This is a genomic window from Cryptosporangium minutisporangium (assembly GCF_039536245.1).
GTDB lineage: Bacteria > Actinomycetota > Actinomycetes > Mycobacteriales > Cryptosporangiaceae > Cryptosporangium > Cryptosporangium minutisporangium.
In genome coordinates, this window is the sequence record NZ_BAAAYN010000093.1 from 1 (window position 1) to 18,755 (window position 18,755).

An 18,755-nucleotide genomic window follows, 5' to 3' on the forward strand; every position below is an offset into this window, starting at 1 on the left:
AGCGCGACAACCACGCTCAGCGCCGCCCCGAAGACGCGACAACCACCACCCGCGCAGCGCGGAGAGCGCGACAACCACCACCCGCGCAGCGCGGAGAGCGCGACAACCACCCGCTCGCGCGCCCCGCAGGCGCGACAACCACCACCCGCGCAGCGCGGAGAGGGCGACAACCACCACCCGCGCAGCGCGGAGAGCGCAACAACCACCCCGCTCGCGCGCCCCGAAGGCGCGACAACCACCCGTGCGCCGCCCGGCGAGCGCACCTGCAAGCCACTCCGCGGTGTGCACCTGGCGCGAGCACGACATGCGGCGCCTCACCCCAAAGAAGAACGGCGCTGTANAACAACCACCCCGCTCGCGCGCCCCGAAGGCGCGACAACCACCCGTGCGCCGCCCGGCGAGCGCACCTGCAAGCCACTCCGCGGTGTGCACCTGGCGCGAGCACGACATGCGGCGCCTCACCCCAAAGAAGAACGGCGCTGTACAAGATGAACGATGGCGTGCAAGATGGGCGGCCGGACGGACGTTGCAGGAAGGACGCCGATGACCACGAACCGGTGGGACACCCCTGAGCGGCAGCTCTTACGCACCACCACCCGCCGCTTCACCGAGCGGGAGATCGTGCCCCACCTGCCCACCTGGGAGGAGAGCGGCGAGCTCCCGCGCGCCCTGCACCGCGCCACCGCGAAGGCGGGCCTGCTCGGCGTCGGCTTCCCGGAGAGCGTCGGCGGCAGTGGCGGCGAGCCGATCGACACGCTGGTGATCGCCGAGGAGATGATCCTCGCCGGCGCATCGTCCGGCCTGATCGCCGGTCTGTTCACTCACGGCATCGGCCTGCCACACATCGTCACCGCCGGTGACCCCGACCAGATCGACCGCTTCGTCCGGCCGGTTCTCGCCGGTGACAAGATCGCCGCGCTCGCCGTCACCGAGCCGGAGGGCGGTTCCGACGTCGCCGCGATCCGCACCCGCGCCGAGCGGGACGGCGACCACTACGTCGTCACCGGCGCGAAGCTCTTCATCACGTCCGGAGTGCGCGCCGACTTCGTCACGACCGCGGTCCGCACCGGCGGTCCGGGTGCGGGAGGCGTCTCACTGCTCGTGATCGAGCGGGGTACACCCGGCTTCACGGTCTCGACGCCGCTGAAGAAGATGGGGTGGTGGTGCTCCGACACCGCGGAGCTGCGGTTCGACGGTGCTCGGGTCCCCGCGGCGAACCTCATCGGTGCGGAGAACAGCGGCTTCGGCCAGCTGATGACGCAGTTCGCCGCGGAGCGCCTCTCGCTGGCGGTGCAGGCGTACGCGACCGCGGCTCGGTGCCTGGCGCTGACGCTCGACTGGGTGAAGATCCGCGAGACGTTCGGCCGTCCGCTCTCGAGTCGCCAGGTGGTGCGGCACAAGCTCGCGGAGATGGCGCGCCAGACCGACGTCGCGCGGACCTACACGCGGGCGGTCATCGACGACTGGATCGACGACCCGACGCGCAGTGACCTCGTCTCCCGGGTCGCGATGGCGAAGAACACCGCGGTCGCGGCGTGCGACGAGGTGGTGGACGGCGCGGTGCAGCTGCACGGCGGAATGGGGTACCTGCGGGAGACCGAGGTCGAGCGCCACTACCGCGACAGCCGGATCCTCGGCATCGGCGGCGGCACGACCGAAATCATGACCGAACTCGTATCGCGATTGCTGTTGGCGGCCCGCTGAGAACGACGCTGACAGCCGCGCCCGCCGACTTGAGTATGACCAGTACGCGACGTCGACGGGCGCGGATGTCAGCCCTGCTCTCAGCGGGCTCCAGGTCAGGGTGCCTACGCGACGTCGACCGGCGCGATGTCAGCCCGCGCGGCGTTAGGCGGGGAGCGCCATTTTGAGCGGCGCGTCGGTGGCCGCCACGACCTCGTCGACGGTGACGCCGGGAGCGGTCTCGACCAGCTCCAGGCCGGCGGGCGTCACGTCGATCACGGCGAGGTCGGTGATGATCCGCTGGACGCACGCCTTGCCGGTCAGCGGCAGCGAGCACTCCGAGAGGACCTTCGCGCTCCCGTCGCGAGCCACGTGCTCCATCACGACGATGACCCGCTTGGCGCCGTGGACCAAGTCCATCGCGCCACCCATGCCCTTGATCATCTTCCCGGGGATGACCCAGTTCGCGATGTCGCCACCTGCGGACACCTGCATCGCGCCGAGGATCGCGACGTCGATGTGCCCACCGCGGATCATGGCGAACGACATCGCCGAGTCGAAGAACGACGCCCCGGGCAGCAGCGTCACGGTCTCCTTGCCGGCGTTGATCAGGTCCGGATCTTCGTCGCCCTCGTACGGGTACGGACCGACTCCGAGGATGCCGTTCTCCGACTGCAGCGTGACGTGCACGCCGTCGGGAACGTAGTTGGGGATCAGCGTCGGCAGCCCGATCCCGAGGTTGACGTACTGACCGTCCTGCAGTTCCCGCGCGGCGCGCGCCGCGAGTTGCTCACGTGTCAACGCCATGTCAGGCCTCCGAGGGACGAACGCGGGTGGTGCGTTTCTCGATCTGCTTGCCGTCGGTGCCCACCGGCCCGACGACCCGCTGGACGAACACCCCGGGCACGTGAATCTGCTCCGGCAGGATCTCGCCGGGCTCCACCAGCTCCTCGACCTCGGCGATCGTGATCCGCCCCGCCATCGCGCACAGCGGGTTGAAGTTCCGCGCGGACTCGTGCATCACGAGGTTCCCGTGCCGGTCACCGACCGCGGCCCGCACCAGCGCGTAGTCGGTGACGATGCCCTCTTCCAGCACGTACTCCTTGCCGCCGAACTCGCGGACCTCCTTCGGCGGGGACGCGACCGCCACGGATCCGTCCGCCGCGTACCGCCACGGCAGTCCACCCTCGGCGATCATCGTTCCCACCCCGGCCGGGGTGAAGAACGCCGGAATGCCCGATCCGCCGGCCCGCAGCCGCTCGGCCAGGGTGCCCTGCGGTGTCAGCTCGACCTCCAGTTCGCCGGTGAGGTACTGCCGGGCGAACTCCTTGTTCTCGCCGACGTAGGAGCCGATCACCCGCGAGATCCGGTGGTCTTTGAGCAGAACGCCCAGCCCCCACACGTCCACACCGCAGTTGTTCGACACCACGCGCAAGTCCCCGACGCCGGTCGCGTGCAACGCGTCGATCAGCACGTGCGGGATACCGCACAGCCCGAACCCACCCACGGCCAGCGACGCACCCGCGGAGATATCCGCGACGGCCTCCGCCGCTGACGAGACCACTTTGTCCGAGCTGATGACGCACCTCCAGCACGACCCGACTCAACCTGTCCATCCTGCTCAGCGTCTTGTCGACGCGGCAGCGTGTCAGCAGCACGCGAAATGCGGCTCAGCTCTGTGCCCCCGCACCATTCCCGCGGGGCGTCACTGGGCCCGGTACTCGGCCGCGCGTGCGAACGGCTCGATCGGCACGGCGGCGGCACCCGCCACTACCCGGTTCGTGGTGCCGCCGAGCAGCTCGACCGAGGTCGTCACCACGTCACCGGGTCCGAGCGGCGCGTGGTGGTCCCGTCCGTGCCTGCCCCAGAGCTCAGCCAGGCAGCCACCCTGGCAGGTACCGGATCCGAGCAGGTCGCCGGGGCGGATCTCGGTACCGCGGGACGCGTACGCCGCGAGCGCCGGGAACGTCCAGGCCATGTTGTCCAGCCGGTCGCTGCCGATCAGCTCGCCGTTGACGCGCACCTCCATTCGCAGGTCGAACGACGAACCCGAGCGACGCGGCGCCAGCTCGTCGGCGGTCACGAAGTACTGGCCCAGCGCGGTCGCGGTGTCCTTGCCCTTGGCCGGCCCGAGCAGCAGCGACATCTCGTGGAACTGCACATCCCTGGCGGAGAAGTCGTTCAGCACCACGTACCCGGCGAGGTGATCCGCAGCGTCCTCCACCGACAGGTCGCGACCGGCGCGGCCCACGACCGCGGCGACCTCCAGCTCGAAGTCGAAGTCCACGCAGTTCGGTGGCACCGGCACGTCGGCGGTCGGCCCGACGATCGCGTGCGGGTTGCTGAAGTAGAAGGTCGGGATCTCCCAGAACACCGGGTTGATCGTCGCGTCCGGGTTGAACAGCTTGACGATGCCCGCGGTGTGCTCGGGGAACGTGGAGAAGTCCCGGAACGTCGGCGGGGCCAGCGGCGCGAGCAGGTCGGCGTCGGCTTCGGCGGTGACCGTGGCCCGGGTCCGCAGCGCGGCATCGGCCGCGTCCTGCAGACGTCCGTCCAGCAGCGGGACGAGGTCGTGCTCGCCGGGCAGGTCGACCAGATCAGCGCTGCCGTCGACGACCGCTAGCTGTGGCCCGGATCCGGTGTTGCGCCGGACGAGCTTCATCTCCAGCCTCCTCGTGACCGCGTGTCCCGCCACGGTAGGACGCCCGACGAGTGGTGCGGAAATCGATCCGGTGAGTACCTGCGATTGATGAACGCGATGCCTGCGCGACGCCAACGGTCGTGTGAATGCCTTCCATCGGAATTCTTCATTTCCGCCCGTGCGCCCACGATCGTACGGTTTCCGGGTCGAGAGGAAGGCGCCGCAATGACGCACGCATCCGGAATCCCGGGCCCGGGGTCCGCACGACGGGACGGCCGGTGGTGATCCCGGCGATCGATCTGCACGCACACGCGCTGGTCGGCCCGGCCGAAGGCTTGATGATCGACGAGCCGGCGCTCGCCGCTGCCCGGGCCGCCGAGGCCCGCGCCGCCGGGGCCGAGTCGAGCGCGGTGAACCGCGAGCAGATCGCGACGATCACTCCGCTGCTCGCCGACCCCGTCCGACGGCTGGCCGCGATGGACGAGGCCGGGCTGGACATCCAGGTCGTCAGCCCGATGCCGATCCACCACTACTGGGCGGAGCGTCCGCTGGCCGAGCGGTACGCCCGGGCGGTGAACGAGGGCATCGTGGCGCACTGTGCCGCCGCGCCGGGGCGGCTCCTCGGCCTCGGTACCGTGCCGCTCCAGCACCCGGATCTGGCCGTCGCCGAGCTGACCAGGGCGATGGAACTCGGACTCAAGGGCGTCGAGGTCTCGACCTACGTCGCCGGGCGCGAGCTGTCGGATCCGGCGTTCGAGGAGTTCTGGGCGCGCGCCGAGGAACTCGGGGCGGTGGTCTTCGTGCATCCGTGGGGCTGCACGCTGGGGGAGCGGCTCGACCTCGCGTACCTGTCGAACACGATCGGCAACCCCCTGGAGACCACGCTCGCGCTGTCCCGCCTGATCTTCTCCGGGCTGCTCGACCGGCGTCCAGGGCTTCGCTTGGTCGCCGCCCACGGTGGCGGGTATCTGCCGGTGTACTCCAGCCGGGCCGATCACGCCTGGGAGGCGCGGCGGGACGCCCGCACCTGCGCCGAGCGTCCGAGCGAGTACCTGCGCCGCATCTGGTACGACTCGCTCGTCTACACCGGCGAGGCACTCGACCGGCTGGTCGGTGCGGTCGGCGCGGACCGGGTCGTGCTCGGTAGCGACTACCCGTTCGACATGGGGGTCTCCGATCCACTGGACCGGCTTGCGTTGGCGGATCTCGACGCCGCGCAGATCGACGCGATCCGCGGCGGCAACGCCGCCGAACTCCTGGGGCTGTCATGACTGAGGTGGAGACCGCGATCGCGAAGTTCGCGGAGGAGTGCCGCAACTGGGACCGTTGGGGTCCCGACGACGTGCTCGGCACCCTCAACTACATCGATGCGGACGCCCGGCAGCGCGCCGCCGGGCTGATTCGCCGGGGCGTCACCTTCTCGCTCTCGATGCGGTTCGAGGCCGACGGGCCGCAGAAGGGCTGGCGTCGGCGCACGAACCCGGTGCACACGATGCTCGACACCGGCGTGGACGCGGTCGCCGGGCACCAGGGGTTCCCGCACGGGATCGGCGGCGCCGACGACGTGATCGCGATGCCGCTGCAGTGCGCGACGCAGTGGGACGGGCTCGGGCACATCTTCGACCGAGGCAAGGCGTGGAACGGACGCCCGGCGGAGCGGGTGGTGAGCTCGCTCGGGGACATGGTCACCGGCATCGAACACATGGCGGCCGACGTCGCCGGGCGCGGTGTGCTGCTCGACGTCGGCCTGGTCTTCGGTGACGCCAACGGGGTGCTGCCGGACGGGTTCGCGATCGGGGCCGACCACCTCGAGCAGACGATGGCGGCGCAGGGCGTCACGGTCGGGCGCGGCGACATCCTGCTGGTGCGGACCGGCCAGCTGGGCGCGTGCCGGAACCTGCCGGGGTGGGGGGAGTTCGCCGGAGGGCCGGCGCCCGGGCTCTCGTTCTGGAGCGCGTCCTGGCTGCACCGCACCGAGATCGCGGCGATCGCCACCGACACCTGGGGCTTCGAGGTGCGGCCGAACGAGTTCCCGGATGCGTTCCAGCCGCTGCACCAGATCGCGATCCCGAACATGGGGCTGCTGATCGGTGAGATGTGGGACCTCGACGCGTTGGCGGCGGACTGCGCGTCCGACGGCGTCTACGAGTTCTTCCTGGTGGCCGCGCCACTGCCGGTGACCGGGGCGGTCGGCTCCCCGGTGAACCCCATCGCGACGAAGTAGGCCTGCGCCCGCCCGCGCCGCAACCCCGGCGCGGGCGGAGTGCGGTGGTTACTTCACCAGTGACAAGTCGATCTGCGGGTAGAGCGGGAAGTCACGCAGCAGGTCGGACGTCCGGGACCGAGCCTCCGCCGCCACCGCCTCGTCCAGCGTGAACTTCGCCTTGCTCGGCGACCCGTCCGGACCGTTGCCCGGCTCCACCGCGGCCAGCACGGTCGCGATCACGTCGGCGATCTCGGTGACCTGCTCCGCGCCCATGCCCAGCGTCGTCACCGCCGGCGTCCCGAGTCGGAGCCCGCTCGTGTACCAGGGCCCGTTCGCGTCGAAGGGCAGCGAGTTCCGGTTGAGCGTGAGCCCTACCGACCGTAGCGCGCTCTCCGCCTGGCGTCCGGTGAGGCCGTAGCTCGCCGCGACGTCGACCAGCACGATGTGGTTGTCGGTGCCCCCGGTGAGCACCTCGACCTTGCGCTGCTGCAACGCGTCGGCGAGCGTGCGCGCGTTCTCCACGATTCGCGTGGCGTAGGACGCGAACGAGGGCGAAAGCGCCTCGGTGAACGCCACCGCCTTCGCCGCGATCGCGTGCGGCAGCGGCCCTCCGAGCACGGTCGGGCAGCCCTTGTCGACGGCCTCGGCGAACTCGGACGTGCAGAGCACCATGCCACCGCGTGGGCCGCGCAGCGTCTTGTGGGTGGTCGACGTGACGACGTGCGCGTGCGCGACCGGGTCGTGGTCACCGGTCATCACCTTGCCGGCGACCAGCCCGGCGAAGTGCGCCATGTCGACCATCAGCACCGCGCCGACCTCGTCCGCGATCGCGCGCAGCGCCGCGAAGTCGATCAACCGGGTGTACGCGCTGTATCCCGCCAGCAGGATCAGCGGCTTCACCTCGTGTACCCGGGCACGCACGGCATCCAGGTCGAGCAGCTTCGTCTCCGGGTCGACGGTGTAGGACCGCGCGTCGAAGAGCCGGGCCGAGACGTTGAACCGGTATCCGTGCGTCAGGTGACCACCGGAGTAGTAGTCCATCCCGAGCAGCTTCTGGTTGGTCACCGACGAGCGGAGCTCCGCCCATTCGGAATCGGTCAGCGCGGACGCGTTCTTCCGCCCGAACCGCTCGATGATCCCGTTCTCCACCCGCGTCGCGAGGATGGAGAGGAACGCAACGAGGTTCGCGTCGATGCCGGAGTGCGGCTGCACGTACGCGTGCTCGGCGCCGAACAGCTGCTTGGCCAGGTCGGCGGCGTGCGCCTCGACCGTGTCGACGTTGTCGCAGCCGGCGTAGAAGCGGTGGCCGGGAGCGCCTTCGGCGTACTTGTCGGTGAACAGGTTGCCCTGGGCCAGCTGGACCGCCAGCGAGCTGAAGTTCTCGCTCGCGATCAGCTTGACGTTCGACCGCTGATCCGCCAGCTCCTGGACGATGCTGCGGGCGACCGTCGGGTTGACGGTGCTGACCTGGTCGAGCGAGGCGTAGAACGCGAGCGCGCCGGGGTCGGGTGTCGCTCCGTCGAGGCTCGCCAGGTAACGAAGGGCTGACAGCTCGGACATGGTGGGCGTGACCTTCCCAGTCGGGTGCGCATTCGGGGCTCGCGAGGCGGGCTCGCGACGTGCGCGATGATACGGATCCACCGGCGCGACAACCGCCCCGACGGGATGCGCACCGGTCACCGGAGGAGACGTCTGCCACGTCCGTGACCACCTCCGCTCCACCGCTCTCACCAGCAACGTTTGTGCTCCTGAGCAGCACCCTTACTGCTCCCGTCGACACGCGATCAGCCGGTTGCCCGGCGCCGTCACGTGGTGCTACGAAGGACGCGAGCGGGGGTGGTCTGCACATGACGTCACTGCGTACCGCGGTATTCGACGGAATCCGACCGGCGAATCTCGATGCTCTCCGCTCGGCCGACCCGCAGGTCGCCGATCTGCTGGGCGCGGAGTACGACCGCGTCCGCCACTGCATCCAGCTGACCGCGAGCGAAAACTTCACGTCCCCGGCGGTCCGAGCCGTGCTGGCCTCGACGCTCGGCGACAAACACGCCGAGGGGTACCCGGGGCGGCGCTACTACGGCGGGTGCGAGTTCCTCGATCAGGCCGAGGAGCTGGGGCGCTCCCGGGCGTGCGAGTTGTTCGGGGCCGAGTACGCGAACCTGCAGCCGCACTCGGGCACGCTGGCCAACCTCGCCGCGTACGCCGCGCTGCTGGTCCCTGGTGACACGCTGCTGGCGATGGAGCCCCGCTACGGTGGTCACTTCTCGAGCGGTAGCAGTCGGAACTTCTCCGGTAAGTGGTTCCGCACGGTCGGGTACGGCGTCCGCCGGGCCGACGAACGCATCGACTACGACGAGGTGCGCGATCTGGCCGTCGAGCACCAGCCGAAGTTGCTGGTCTGCGGCGCGACCGCCTACACCCGACTGATCGACTTCGCGGCGTTCCGCGAGATCGCCGACGAGGTCGGTGCCTACCTCCTGGTCGACGCCGCCCAGATCAGTGGGCTGGTCGCCGGACGTGCGGTGCCCTCGCCGATCCCGTACGCCGACGTCACCACGGCCACCTCGCACAAGTCGCTGCGCGGACCGCGCGGCGGCATGATCCTCTGCACCGCTGAGCTGGCCCGCCGGATCGACAACGCGGTGTTCCCGTTCCTCCAGGGCGCGCCGCTGATGAACTGCGTCGCGGCGAAGACGGTGGCGCTGGGCGAGGCCGCGGACGCGTCGTTCGGCGACTACGCGCAGCGGGTGTTGGCGAACGCGAGCGCGCTCGCCGCCGGCCTCGAGCGGGCCGGTCTACGGCTGGTCGCGGGCGGCACCGACAACCACATGGTGCTCGTCGACCTCGGCGACGACGGCGTCACGGGTGCCGACGCCGAACAGCGCTGCCGCGACGTCGGGATCCTGCTCACCAAGCACGTGCTGCCGTTCGACCACCGGCTGCCGGAGCACGCGTCCGGACTTCGGCTGGGGACGCTCGCCGCGACCACCCAGGGCATGACGGAAGCGGACATGGGCACCGTCGCGGACCTCATCGTCCGGGCGATTCGTGGCATCGACCCGGTAGGTGTCCGGAACGAGGTCGCCGACCTCGCGGCCCGCTACCCCTGTTACTCGTCGTATTGATCCCTCGGCTCGGGGGCGGCCGTCTACAGTGCCTCCATGCGACTGGCCTTCGACGTCGGAGTACACGAGCGCCATCGTGTGGAGTTCAGCTTCAGCAAAGCCTGGGGCTGGTTGACGATCTCGGTCGACGGTCAGCGAGTGCGCTCCGACCTGCACATCGCGTCTATCCAATTGGTACAGACCTTCGACCTGGTCGTCGGCGTCCAGGAACGGCACGCGGTGCGGATCGAGAAGCATCGGGAGCGCATGTTCGGTGGGTTCCGCCCCCAGCCGGTCTACGCCTACGTCGACGGGCGGCTGGTCGCCCAGGGCGTCGCCTGACCCGACGCGAGAGCCCGTCGGGCCTCCGTCGTTATCGATCAGTGATGCAGGCCACACGCAGCGGATTTGTCTACCACTGATAACGGCCAAGATCATCTTTAATCCATTTTGATCCCGGAAGTTCAGGGATGCCGCTACGTTCTGGCCCCAGCCGAGCACTGAACGCAGTGCCGGAAAGCCCGAACCGGAGGCGTAGCCCATGCTTCACCGCCGCTCGTTATCCGACTCCGCCCCGTCGACGCGTCCGAGAGCCGGCCGGGTGGCCGTCGCGCTCGCGGCCGCCGCCGCCCTCGGACTAGCCGCGACCGGTCCGGCCGCCGCGGATCCGCCCACACCCGCGCAGGCGGGGGCTGCCGCGTCGAAGAAGCTCACCTCGGCGGTCACGGTCGCCGGCGTGCTGGGGCATCTGCGGCAGTTCCAGCGGATCGCCGACGCCAACGGCGACACCCGCGCGTCGGGCACCCCCGGTTACGACCGCAGCGCGGACTACGTCGCGCGCAAGCTGCAGCGTGCCGGTTACCGGGTGACCAGGCAGAGCTTCCAGTTCCCGTTCTTCGAGGAGCTGAACCCGTCGAAGTTCGCCCGGGTGAGTCCCACCCCGACGACGTACGTGAACGGGACGGACTTCTACACGCTCTCGTTCTCCGGCGACGGTGTCGCGCAGGGCACGGTGACCCCCGTCGACATCAACCTGACGCCGCCGCGGGCGTCGACCAGCGGTTGTGAGGCCGCGGACTTCGCGAACTTCCCGCGCGGCAACATCGCGCTGGTGCAGCGCGGCACGTGTGACTTCGCGGTGAAGGTGAACAACGCCGCGACCGCCGGCGCGATCGGCGTCGTCGTGTTCAACCAGGGCAACGGCACCGAGGCCGAGAACCCGGATCGGTACGGGGCGTTCCAGGGCAACCTCGGCGGACCGGTGCCGATCCCGGCGATCTCGACGTCCTACGCGCTCGGCGCCGACCTGGCCGGCACCGCGAACACCGTCGTCCGGATCGAGACCGACACCCTGTCCGAGACCCGCACCACCCAGAACGTCCTCGCCGAGACGCCCGGTGGGCGCGCGGACAACGTCGTGATGGCCGGCGCACACCTGGACTCGGTGCCGGAGGGCCCGGGCATCAACGACAACGGCACCGGCAGCGCCGGTCTGCTCGAGGTCGCACTGCGGTACGCGCCGCTGGCCAAGGGCGCGAAGCCCACGAACAAGGTGCGGTTCGCCTGGTGGGGCGCGGAGGAGAGCGGGCTGCTCGGGTCCGAGCACTACGTCGCTTCGCTGACGCCGACGCAGGTCGCGGACATCGGTCTGTACCTGAACTTCGACATGATCGGTTCGCCGAACTACACGCTCGGGGTCTACGACGGTGACAACTCGACCGGTACCGGGACGCCGCCGCCCGGATCCGGGGCGCTGGAAACGATCTTCCGCAACTACCTGACCAGCCGCGGTCAGCAGCCCGTCGACAGCGAGTTCAGCGGACGCTCGGACTACGGGCCGTTCATCGCCGAGGGCATCGGGATCCCGGCCGGCGGGCTGTTCACCGGCGCCGAGGGCATCAAGACCGCCGAGGAGGCCGCGAGGTTCGGCGGCGTGCCGGACGTCGCCTACGACCCGTGCTACCACCAGGCGTGCGACAGCTTCAACCCGGTGGGCGACGGGGCGGACGCCGCGACCTACCAGCGGCTGAAGGCCGCGTACGGGAAGAAGCTCGTCGGCAACGTGAACGTGTTCGCGCTCGACCTGAACTCGGACGCGATCGCGGACGCCGTCGCCCGACTGGCGTTCGACACCAGCGGGGTCTCCGCACCGGGTGACACCCCGGCGGCAGCCTCCGCGGGGGCGCCGAGCGGCGGTCTGGACGGCCACTTGCTGACCGCCTGACCCGTCGATCTACGCCGAATCCGCCTCCACGGCTTCCGTGGGGGCGGATTCGGCGTATCCGAGCGCGACGGCGCGCCGGGCGTGGGCTGGCGGGCGGCGTGGGCTAATGCGACTAATCTCCTGATTCGGGATTTATCGACGTCATCCCGGGGAGATGGCCCATGCTCGCTCGCACCCGCCGCGGCGGCTCGGCCCGGAGGCCGATCCGCTCGATCGGAGTGATCACCGCGCTCACCACCGCCGCGCTGGTCGGTCTCGCCGCCAACCAGATGACGGCGACCGCTCATCCCCCCGAGATCTCACGGCAGGCGAACGAGCGCCCCGCTCCCGCGCGCCCGGCTCCCGCCCGCCCCGTCGCGAAGGCTGAGCCCGCGGCGGGCACCAGCGGGCCGACGGCCGCCGCGAAACCCCGCCCGGTGACCGAGGGCGCCGTTCTCGGCCGCGCGCTCGCCGCTCAGGTGACCGTCGAGGGCGTCCTCACCCACCTGCGTGAGTTCCAGCGGATCGCCGACGCCAACGGGGGCACCCGGGCGTCCGGGGTCGGCCGCGGTTACGCGTACAGCGCCGACTACGTCGCACGCGAGCTCCGCGCGGCCGGTTACCGGGTGACCCGTCAGCAGTTGTCGTTCCCGTACTTCGAGGAGACCCGCCCGACGACGTTCCGCCGGGTCTCCCCGGAGCCTCGTCAGTACCGCGGGCCGGACGACTTCCGGATCCTGAGCTACTCCGGGGACGGCGTGGCCGAGGCGCGCGTCCACCCGGTCGACGTCAACCTGACGCCGCCGCGCAGCACCACCAGCGGCTGCGAGACCGCCGACTTCGCCGACTTCCCGGCCGGGTCGATCGCGCTCCTGCAGCGCGGTAGCTGCGATTTCAACGTGAAGGTGCGCCACGCGGTCGCCGCGAAGGCGTCCGGCGCGATCATCTTCAACCAGGGCAACGGCACCCCGACCGCCAACCGCGACCGCTTCGAGACGTTCGGCGGCACGCTCCAGCGGTCGTTCAGCATCCCGGCCATCGCGGTGTCCTACGCGGTCGGCGCCGAGCTGGCCGGGTCGCCGCGGGCACGCGTCCGCATCGAGACGGACACCCGGTCGGAGACCCGCACGACCGAGAACGTGCTCGCGGACCTGCCCGGTCCGGCCGAGGGCCGGACGGTCATCGTCGGCGCGCACCTGGATTCCGTGCCCGAAGGGCCCGGTATCAACGACAACGGCAGCGGTAGCGCGGGCGTGCTGGAGGTCGCGGTGCGCTACGCGGAGCTGATCCGGAAGACCGGCGGGGCCGCGCCACCGAACCCGGTGCGGTTCGCCTGGTGGGGTGCCGAAGAGACGGGGCTGCTGGGCTCGCAGCACTACGTCGACGGTCTGACGCCGGCGCAGAAGCGGGCGATCGCGCTCTATCTCAACTTCGACATGATCGGTTCGCCCAACTACGAACTGGGCGTCTACGACGGGGACAACTCGGACGCCCGGGAGGGGACGAGTCGCGGTCCGGCCGGATCGGCGCAGATCGAGACGTTCTTCCGGAGCTTCCTGGCCGAGCGCGGACAGAAGTCGACGCCGAGCGGCTTCGACGGACGCTCGGACTACGGGCCGTTCATCGCCAAGGGCATCCCGGCCGGTGGAATCGACACCGGCGCGGAAGGGGTGAAGTCGAAGAGTGCGGCCGAACTGTTCGGGGGAGTACCGGGTGTCGCGTTCGACCCCTGCTACCACCAGGCGTGTGACGCGCTGACGCCGAAGCCGTCCTCGACCGATCGGGCGAAGAAGGAGATCTACCGCAAGCTCGCGGTGGCCTACGGCAGCCGGCTGGTCGGCAACGTGAACGTGGTGCCGGTCGACCTGATCAGCGATGCGATCGCCACGGCCGTCGGGCAGTACGCCTACGACGTCTCGGACGTCGTCGGCGCGGCGGCTTCGGCCTCGCCAGCGCCCTGAGCCCGGGCCACCAGCTCCTCGAACGTCCGCTGGATCGCGCCGTTGAAACCGCGGGAGAAGTAGGCCGCGACGGTCTTGTCGGCGTGCGGCCGGAGTCGGGTGATCGCTTCGACCGCGTGGTGCAGCTCGTCGGCGGCGGGCAGGGCGCCCGGGCCGTCCGCCGCGAGCAGGTGCCCGTCGACCAGCACGACGATCCGGTCGGCGGTGCGCTGCTGGTCGTCCCGGATTCCCTCGCTGAGGTCGAGCACGGCGGTGAGCGGAATGCCGGCCGCCACCATCTCGACCCCGGCCGCGAACGGCTGCGGCTCGAGGATCTCGAACGTGGTCGGACCCGTGCGGGCCAGGACGCCGAGTTCGATCGCGCGCGCCAGCAGGTCCGGTGTGGCCTGGCCGCCGTAGAGCCGCTCCAGGTCCGACAGCGTGATCGGCTCCGGACGCTCGACGCGCGGCTCCGGCCGGGTCACCGACTCCAGGCCCAGGACGTCCTCCAGGTCGCGGCCTTCGGCCCAGGCGTCCACCAGATCGCGGATCACCCCGAGCGTGTAGCCGCGCTCGAGCAGCCGGTTCACCAGGCGGAGGCGGACCAGGTGGTCGTCGGAGTAGAGCGCGATCTTGCCCGCTCGGCGCGGCGGCGGCAGGATGCCGCGGTCCTGATAGACGCGAATGTTCCGGACGGCCGTGTCGGTCGCGTCGGCCAGCTCCGCGATGCGGTACTCGGCCAACCGGACCTCCCTGCCACCGATGTTCCCTTCGCGGTGGGTGATCCGCCGCGAGGGAAGAGTATCGACGCCGGGCAGGCGGCTGCCGAGGGCCGCACTACTCCCGCCGTGCGGCCACGGCGAGGGCGGGGGTCGCGGTGAGGCGGTACTCGCCGACGTCGAACTTCCGCGTGACGAGCCGGAACCGCCACGTCGACGACGGCCACTGCGTGGTGACCCGGCCATTGGCGTCCTGATACCAGCTGTGGCAGCCGCCGTTGACCCAGATCGTCCGCTTCATCCGACGGTCGAGTAGGGCGTTCCAGCGTTGCTGCGCGTCGTGGCGGGCTTCCACGGTGCCGAGTTGATGGCGGTCCATCGTGACCAGCGCGTCGATCACGTAGTTGAGCTGCGACTCGATGATGAACACCATCGAGCTGTGACTCAGGCCGGAGTTCGGGCCGATGAGCAGGAAGAAGTTCGGGTAGCCGTGCACGGTCGTCCCGCGCAGTGCCTCCATGCCGTCGGCCCATCGGTCGGCCAGCCGGACGCCGCCCCGGCCGGTGATCCGCTGCGCGATCGGCATGTCGGTGACGTGGAAGCCGGTGCCGAAGATGATCGCGTCGACGTCGCGCCGGGTGCCGTCCGACCCGACCACGGTGTCGCCCTGGACGGCCGTCAGCCCGGCGTTGACCAGTGAGACGTTCGGCTGGGTGAGCGCCGGATACCAGTCGTTGGAGAGCAGGACCCGCTTGCAGCCGAGCCGGAAGTTGGGCGTGACCGCCGCCCGCAACGCCGGATCGGCGATGGCCCGCCGGATGTGCGCCTTGCCTGCGACTTCGGCCGCCCGCAGGATCGCCGGCGTGAGGATGAAGCCGGGCACCTCGGCCTCGCGAACCAGATAGACGCCGGCCCGCGCGGCCTTCTGGGCGAGCGCCGACCGGCTGAACACCGCCCGCTCGGTGCGGGTGATCGGACGGTCAGCGCGCGGCAGGATCCACGGCGCGGTGCGCTGGAACACGGTCAGCTCGCCGACCCGGGGCTGGATCCGGGGTACGAACTGGATCGCCGACGCGCCGGTGCCGATCACCGCGACCCGCTTGCCGGTCAGGTCGTAGTCGTGGTTCCACCGGGACGAGTGCCAGACCTCGCCGCTGAAGCCGGCCAGACCGGGCACGGCCGGAACCTGCGGGTCGGAGAGCGGACCGGCCGCGGAGATGAGCACCGTCGCGGTGAGTTCGCCGGTGGTGGTGCGTAGGTGCCAGTGCCGCTCGGACTCGACCCACGTCGCGTCGAGCACCTCGGTGTGGAACCGCACGTGCGGCCGGACGCCGAACCGGTCGACGACGTCCTCCAGGTAGCGGCGGATGTCCGGCTGCGCGGAGAAGCTACGGGGCCAGCGCGGGTTCGGCGCGAACGAGAACGAGTACAGATGCGACGGGACGTCGCAGGCGCAGCCGGGGTAGGTGTTGTCGCGCCAGGTCCCGCCGATCGCGTCGGCGCGCTCCAGCAGGACGAAGTCGTGGATGCCGACGCCCTTCAGGCGGACCGCCGCACCGATCCCGCCGAAGCCGGTACCGATCACGGCCACCCGGACGTGTGGTGTGCCGCCTCCGTCGCCGATCGCTGCCGGCACCTCTGCCGTCTCCGTCATGTTGCGGCTCCCATCGTGTCAACACCCGGTGGGACGTTAACATCAGTCGTTGACACGATGGGCGGAGTTGGTCAGAACGAGCGCGCGCTCGGCCTTCCCTGGCCGCCGTCCACCACGAGGTTGGCTCCGGTGATCCAGGACGCGCGGTCGGAGAGCAGGAACGCGGCCACGTCACCGACCTCCTCCGGGCGACCGAGCCGTCCGAACGGGAACTCGTTGGTGCGGAACCGCTCGAAGACGTCCGGGTTCTGCGCCTGGAACCGCTCCCAGCTCCCGCCCTCGAACAGGATCGAGCCCGGGCTGATCGCGTTCACCCGGATGTGCAGCGGCGCGAGCTCCAGTGCGAGCGTCGTCGCCAGGTGGATCTCGGCCGCCTTCGCGGCCGCGTAGGCCGTGCGCGGCCCCGGCTTCATGCCGGTCACCGACGCGACGAACAGCACCGATCCACTGCCGGCCCGTTCCAGATGCGGCAACGCGGCCTTGGTGAGCGCCGCCGCGTGCCCTGCGTTGAGCGCGAACGTGCCGAGGAAGTCGTCGACGTCGCCGGTGCGCAGGTTGCCGTTGCCTGCCGTGCCACCCGCGTTCGCGACGATCCGGTCCAGGCCGCCGAGCGCGCTCGCCACCTCGTCCACCGCGCTCTGCAGCGCCGCCGAGTCGGTCACGTCGGCAACCGCGGTGACGACCAGGCGGCCATGGCGTCCGATCGTGTCGGCGGCGGCGGCGAGGCCGTCCGGGCCACGGGCGATCAGGCCCACCGCGGCGCCCTCCCGCGCGAGCGAGTCGGCGATCGCCAACCCCAGGCCTCGGCTGCCGCCGGTGACCACCGCACGCGCGCCATCCAGCCCCAAATCCATCGCGACCTCCTGGTTCACGGCATTCTCGGCAGCCACGCTACTGTCTGCGCCGGTTCGCGCCCGACTGCATCGTGGCGGACGTGATCTCACCGTTCGGCGGGTACGCCGCCGGCCTGCCCGGCGTCCCGTGGGTGCAGTTGGTACTCCATTCGCTGCCGGACCCCCTCGCCGTACCTGCTGCTTTCGCCGGGGTCTGCGCCGCTGGTGTTCGTCTCGGCGTCCACTGTGCCCGGTGGCGCCGCCGATCTATTCGGCGCGACGATCGCCGGCCTGCCCGGCGTCCGCTGGGTGCGGCGGTGCCGACCGTGCTGGGCGATCCGGGGTTCGCGGCGCGGGCCCGGGCCTGCGCGCCTCCGGTGGGGTCGCCGCCGCCCGGTGACGTGGCGGTGGAGGTGCTGGCGTCGGTTTGTGGTGTTCACGATTGGACGCGCGGATAGTCTGTGGCCATGGCGATCGCCGAGGAGCTCACCGCCGGGGTCGTCTCCAGCGTGCTCGCGGTTCTGCTGGTCGAGATCTACCTCTGGTTACGGCGCCGGTATCGGCAGCGCACCCTGCGGTGGCTGATCGGAACCGACACCGCGGCCATCGTCACGCCGGTGTACCCATGGGCCGAGAACTCGCATCCAGCCGGGCTGCTGACGACGTACGACGCGATCGGCCTCGCGCACGTGCTGGAGGCCTGCAATCGGATCGGGACGGTGCCGGTCGTCAGCCGGAGCGGCGAATCGGCGGAGAACTCCCCGCTGGACGTGATCGCGATCGGGGGGCCGTCCGGCAACCAGGTGACCGCGACGTTCCTCAAAGCGTACTGCCCGGGATTCGAGATCCTGACCGATCCGGAGACCGGGCGCCTGTCGTACCGCTGCGGTGGTCGGGTGTTCGAGCGCACCGAGGACGAGACGTTCGCGTTCATCGTCCGGCTGTCGCCGAAGGAGACCGGACTACCGGGGACCGCGCTGATCGCGTGGGGGCACTCGGCGGTGTCGACGGCGACTGCCGGGTACTACCTGGCGCGATACTCGAAGTCGCTGCGCAAGGTCGGTAAAGGGTCGTTCTTCGTGGCGATCTCGGTGCGGTGGGTCCTGGGGTACCGCTCGTTCGACACTCGCCCGATCGACCTGACGTCGGCGGCGTTCGCACCACCTCCGGAGCCTCCTCGGTCCTTGCCGCCTGCGCCTCCGCCGGAGGAGGAGCCGACGCCGCGGGCGCGCCGGTTCGGGCGGGCGCGAGCCTCGGGTGCGCCCGATTCCGCGCCGATGGCAGCGGGGCGGTCGCGGGTGGCGGAGGCCCTCGACGACGTCCGCGCCGCGTCGGTCATGACGTCGGGGCCGTCGCCGTCTTCGTCCGAGTCCGCCCTGCCGTCAGGGGCGTCGCCGTCGGAGTTTTCGTCGTCCCGGCCCGTGGCAGGGTCGGAGGCGTCGCGGTCCGGGGAGCTGTCGCCGTCCGGGGACGCCGGGTTGTCCGGCGAGGGCACGCCGTCCGGGACGGCCGCGCCGTCACGGAAGCGGTCCACGGCGGCATCCCGGTCCGCCGGCGGGTCGCGGCCTGCGGCCGCGGGCTCCGGCGCGGACGACCCCGGTGAGCCGTCCGACTCTGCCGAACCGAACAAGCCGACGAAGTCGAAGTAGGTCTGTGGGCCCGGCCGCCGCGCGGGCCGTTCGCCTCGGCGGCGCTCATCGTCCACTGTTCGGGGTGCGGTTGCCGGTGCATTCCGCGGTCGGCTCGGCCGGTGTTGCTTCGTGCGGATCGCC

At 70.8% G+C, this 18,755-nt stretch carries 16 protein-coding genes; 9 read left to right on the top strand and 7 right to left on the bottom strand.

What is annotated here, in order from left to right; all coding sequences use genetic code 11:
- The first annotated feature begins 543 nt into the window (after positions 1–543).
- Positions 544–1,704 (top strand): acyl-CoA dehydrogenase family protein, encoded by a 1,161-nt coding sequence (locus ABEB28_RS41380; RefSeq protein WP_345733792.1) that lies wholly within the window; start codon positions 544–546, stop codon positions 1,702–1,704.
- 144 nt (positions 1,705–1,848) lie between these two features.
- Here the strand turns inward: ABEB28_RS41380 and ABEB28_RS41385 are convergent, their stop codons facing one another.
- The 3 genes from ABEB28_RS41385 to ABEB28_RS41395 all read right to left on the bottom strand — a co-directional run bounded on the left by ABEB28_RS41385 (position 1,849) and on the right by ABEB28_RS41395 (position 4,345).
- Positions 1,849–2,490, bottom strand: coding sequence for a CoA transferase subunit B (locus tag ABEB28_RS41385; RefSeq protein WP_345733793.1), 642 nt, complete (start codon positions 2,488–2,490; stop codon positions 1,849–1,851).
- Position 2,491: 1 nt separating this feature from the next.
- Positions 2,492–3,262, bottom strand: coding sequence for a CoA transferase subunit A (locus ABEB28_RS41390; protein ID WP_345733836.1), 771 nt, complete (start codon positions 3,260–3,262; stop codon positions 2,492–2,494).
- Between the two features lie 126 nt (positions 3,263–3,388).
- A complete protein-coding gene (locus ABEB28_RS41395) occupies positions 3,389–4,345 on the bottom strand; it encodes a fumarylacetoacetate hydrolase family protein (RefSeq protein WP_345733794.1) in 957 nt (318 codons plus the stop codon).
- 257 nt (positions 4,346–4,602) lie between these two features.
- Between ABEB28_RS41395 and ABEB28_RS41400 the strand changes: the two genes are divergently transcribed.
- Positions 4,603–5,595, top strand: coding sequence for an amidohydrolase family protein (locus ABEB28_RS41400; protein WP_345733795.1), 993 nt, complete (start codon positions 4,603–4,605; stop codon positions 5,593–5,595).
- Entirely contained in the window at positions 5,592–6,548 is a 957-nt protein-coding gene (locus ABEB28_RS41405) for a cyclase family protein (RefSeq protein ID WP_345733796.1), read from the top strand. Before ABEB28_RS41400 ends, ABEB28_RS41405 begins: the two co-directional genes overlap by 4 nt.
- 48 nt (positions 6,549–6,596) lie before the next feature.
- Here ABEB28_RS41405 and ABEB28_RS41410 read toward each other — a convergent pair whose 3' ends face one another.
- A complete protein-coding gene (locus ABEB28_RS41410; protein WP_345733797.1) occupies positions 6,597–8,090 on the bottom strand; it encodes a glycine hydroxymethyltransferase in 1,494 nt (497 codons plus the stop codon).
- A 287-nt stretch (positions 8,091–8,377) separates the two neighbouring features.
- Here ABEB28_RS41410 and ABEB28_RS41415 point away from each other — a divergent pair, with 287 nt between their 5' ends.
- From ABEB28_RS41415 to ABEB28_RS41430, 4 genes are all read left to right on the top strand, one after another.
- Positions 8,378–9,655 (top strand): serine hydroxymethyltransferase, encoded by a 1,278-nt coding sequence (locus tag ABEB28_RS41415; protein ID WP_345733798.1) that lies wholly within the window; start codon positions 8,378–8,380, stop codon positions 9,653–9,655.
- Positions 9,656–9,691: 36 nt separating this feature from the next.
- On the top strand, positions 9,692–9,976 hold the full coding sequence (locus tag ABEB28_RS41420) for a hypothetical protein (protein WP_345733799.1): 285 nt from the start codon (positions 9,692–9,694) through the stop codon (positions 9,974–9,976).
- A gap of 259 nt (positions 9,977–10,235) precedes the next feature.
- A complete protein-coding gene (locus ABEB28_RS41425) occupies positions 10,236–11,858 on the top strand; it encodes a M28 family peptidase (RefSeq protein ID WP_345733800.1) in 1,623 nt (540 codons plus the stop codon).
- Between the two features lie 161 nt (positions 11,859–12,019).
- Entirely contained in the window at positions 12,020–13,798 is a 1,779-nt protein-coding gene (locus tag ABEB28_RS41430) for a M28 family peptidase (RefSeq protein ID WP_345733801.1), read from the top strand.
- On the opposite strand, the gene ABEB28_RS41435 is transcribed toward ABEB28_RS41430, so the two are convergent.
- The 3 genes from ABEB28_RS41435 to ABEB28_RS41445 form a co-directional block, all read right to left on the bottom strand.
- Positions 13,744–14,520: a MerR family transcriptional regulator gene (locus ABEB28_RS41435; RefSeq protein WP_345733802.1), complete on the bottom strand. Its 777-nt coding sequence runs from the start codon at positions 14,518–14,520 to the stop codon at positions 13,744–13,746. The genes ABEB28_RS41430 and ABEB28_RS41435 overlap by 55 nt on opposite strands.
- A gap of 94 nt (positions 14,521–14,614) precedes the next feature.
- On the bottom strand, positions 14,615–16,150 hold the full coding sequence (locus ABEB28_RS41440) for a flavin-containing monooxygenase (protein ID WP_345733803.1): 1,536 nt from the start codon (positions 16,148–16,150) through the stop codon (positions 14,615–14,617).
- A gap of 71 nt (positions 16,151–16,221) precedes the next feature.
- Positions 16,222–17,004, bottom strand: a complete 783-nt coding sequence (locus ABEB28_RS41445) for an SDR family NAD(P)-dependent oxidoreductase (RefSeq protein WP_345733804.1) — start codon at positions 17,002–17,004, stop codon at positions 16,222–16,224.
- 80 nt (positions 17,005–17,084) lie between these two features.
- Between ABEB28_RS41445 and ABEB28_RS41450 the strand changes: the two genes are divergently transcribed.
- Together ABEB28_RS41450 and ABEB28_RS41455 are read left to right on the top strand one after the other, a co-directional pair.
- Positions 17,085–17,441 (top strand): hypothetical protein, encoded by a 357-nt coding sequence (locus tag ABEB28_RS41450; RefSeq protein WP_345733805.1) that lies wholly within the window; start codon positions 17,085–17,087, stop codon positions 17,439–17,441.
- Positions 17,442–17,450: 9 nt separating this feature from the next.
- Positions 17,451–18,632 (top strand): hypothetical protein, encoded by a 1,182-nt coding sequence (locus ABEB28_RS41455; RefSeq protein WP_345733806.1) that lies wholly within the window; start codon positions 17,451–17,453, stop codon positions 18,630–18,632.
- The last annotated feature ends 123 nt before the right edge of the window (positions 18,633–18,755 follow it).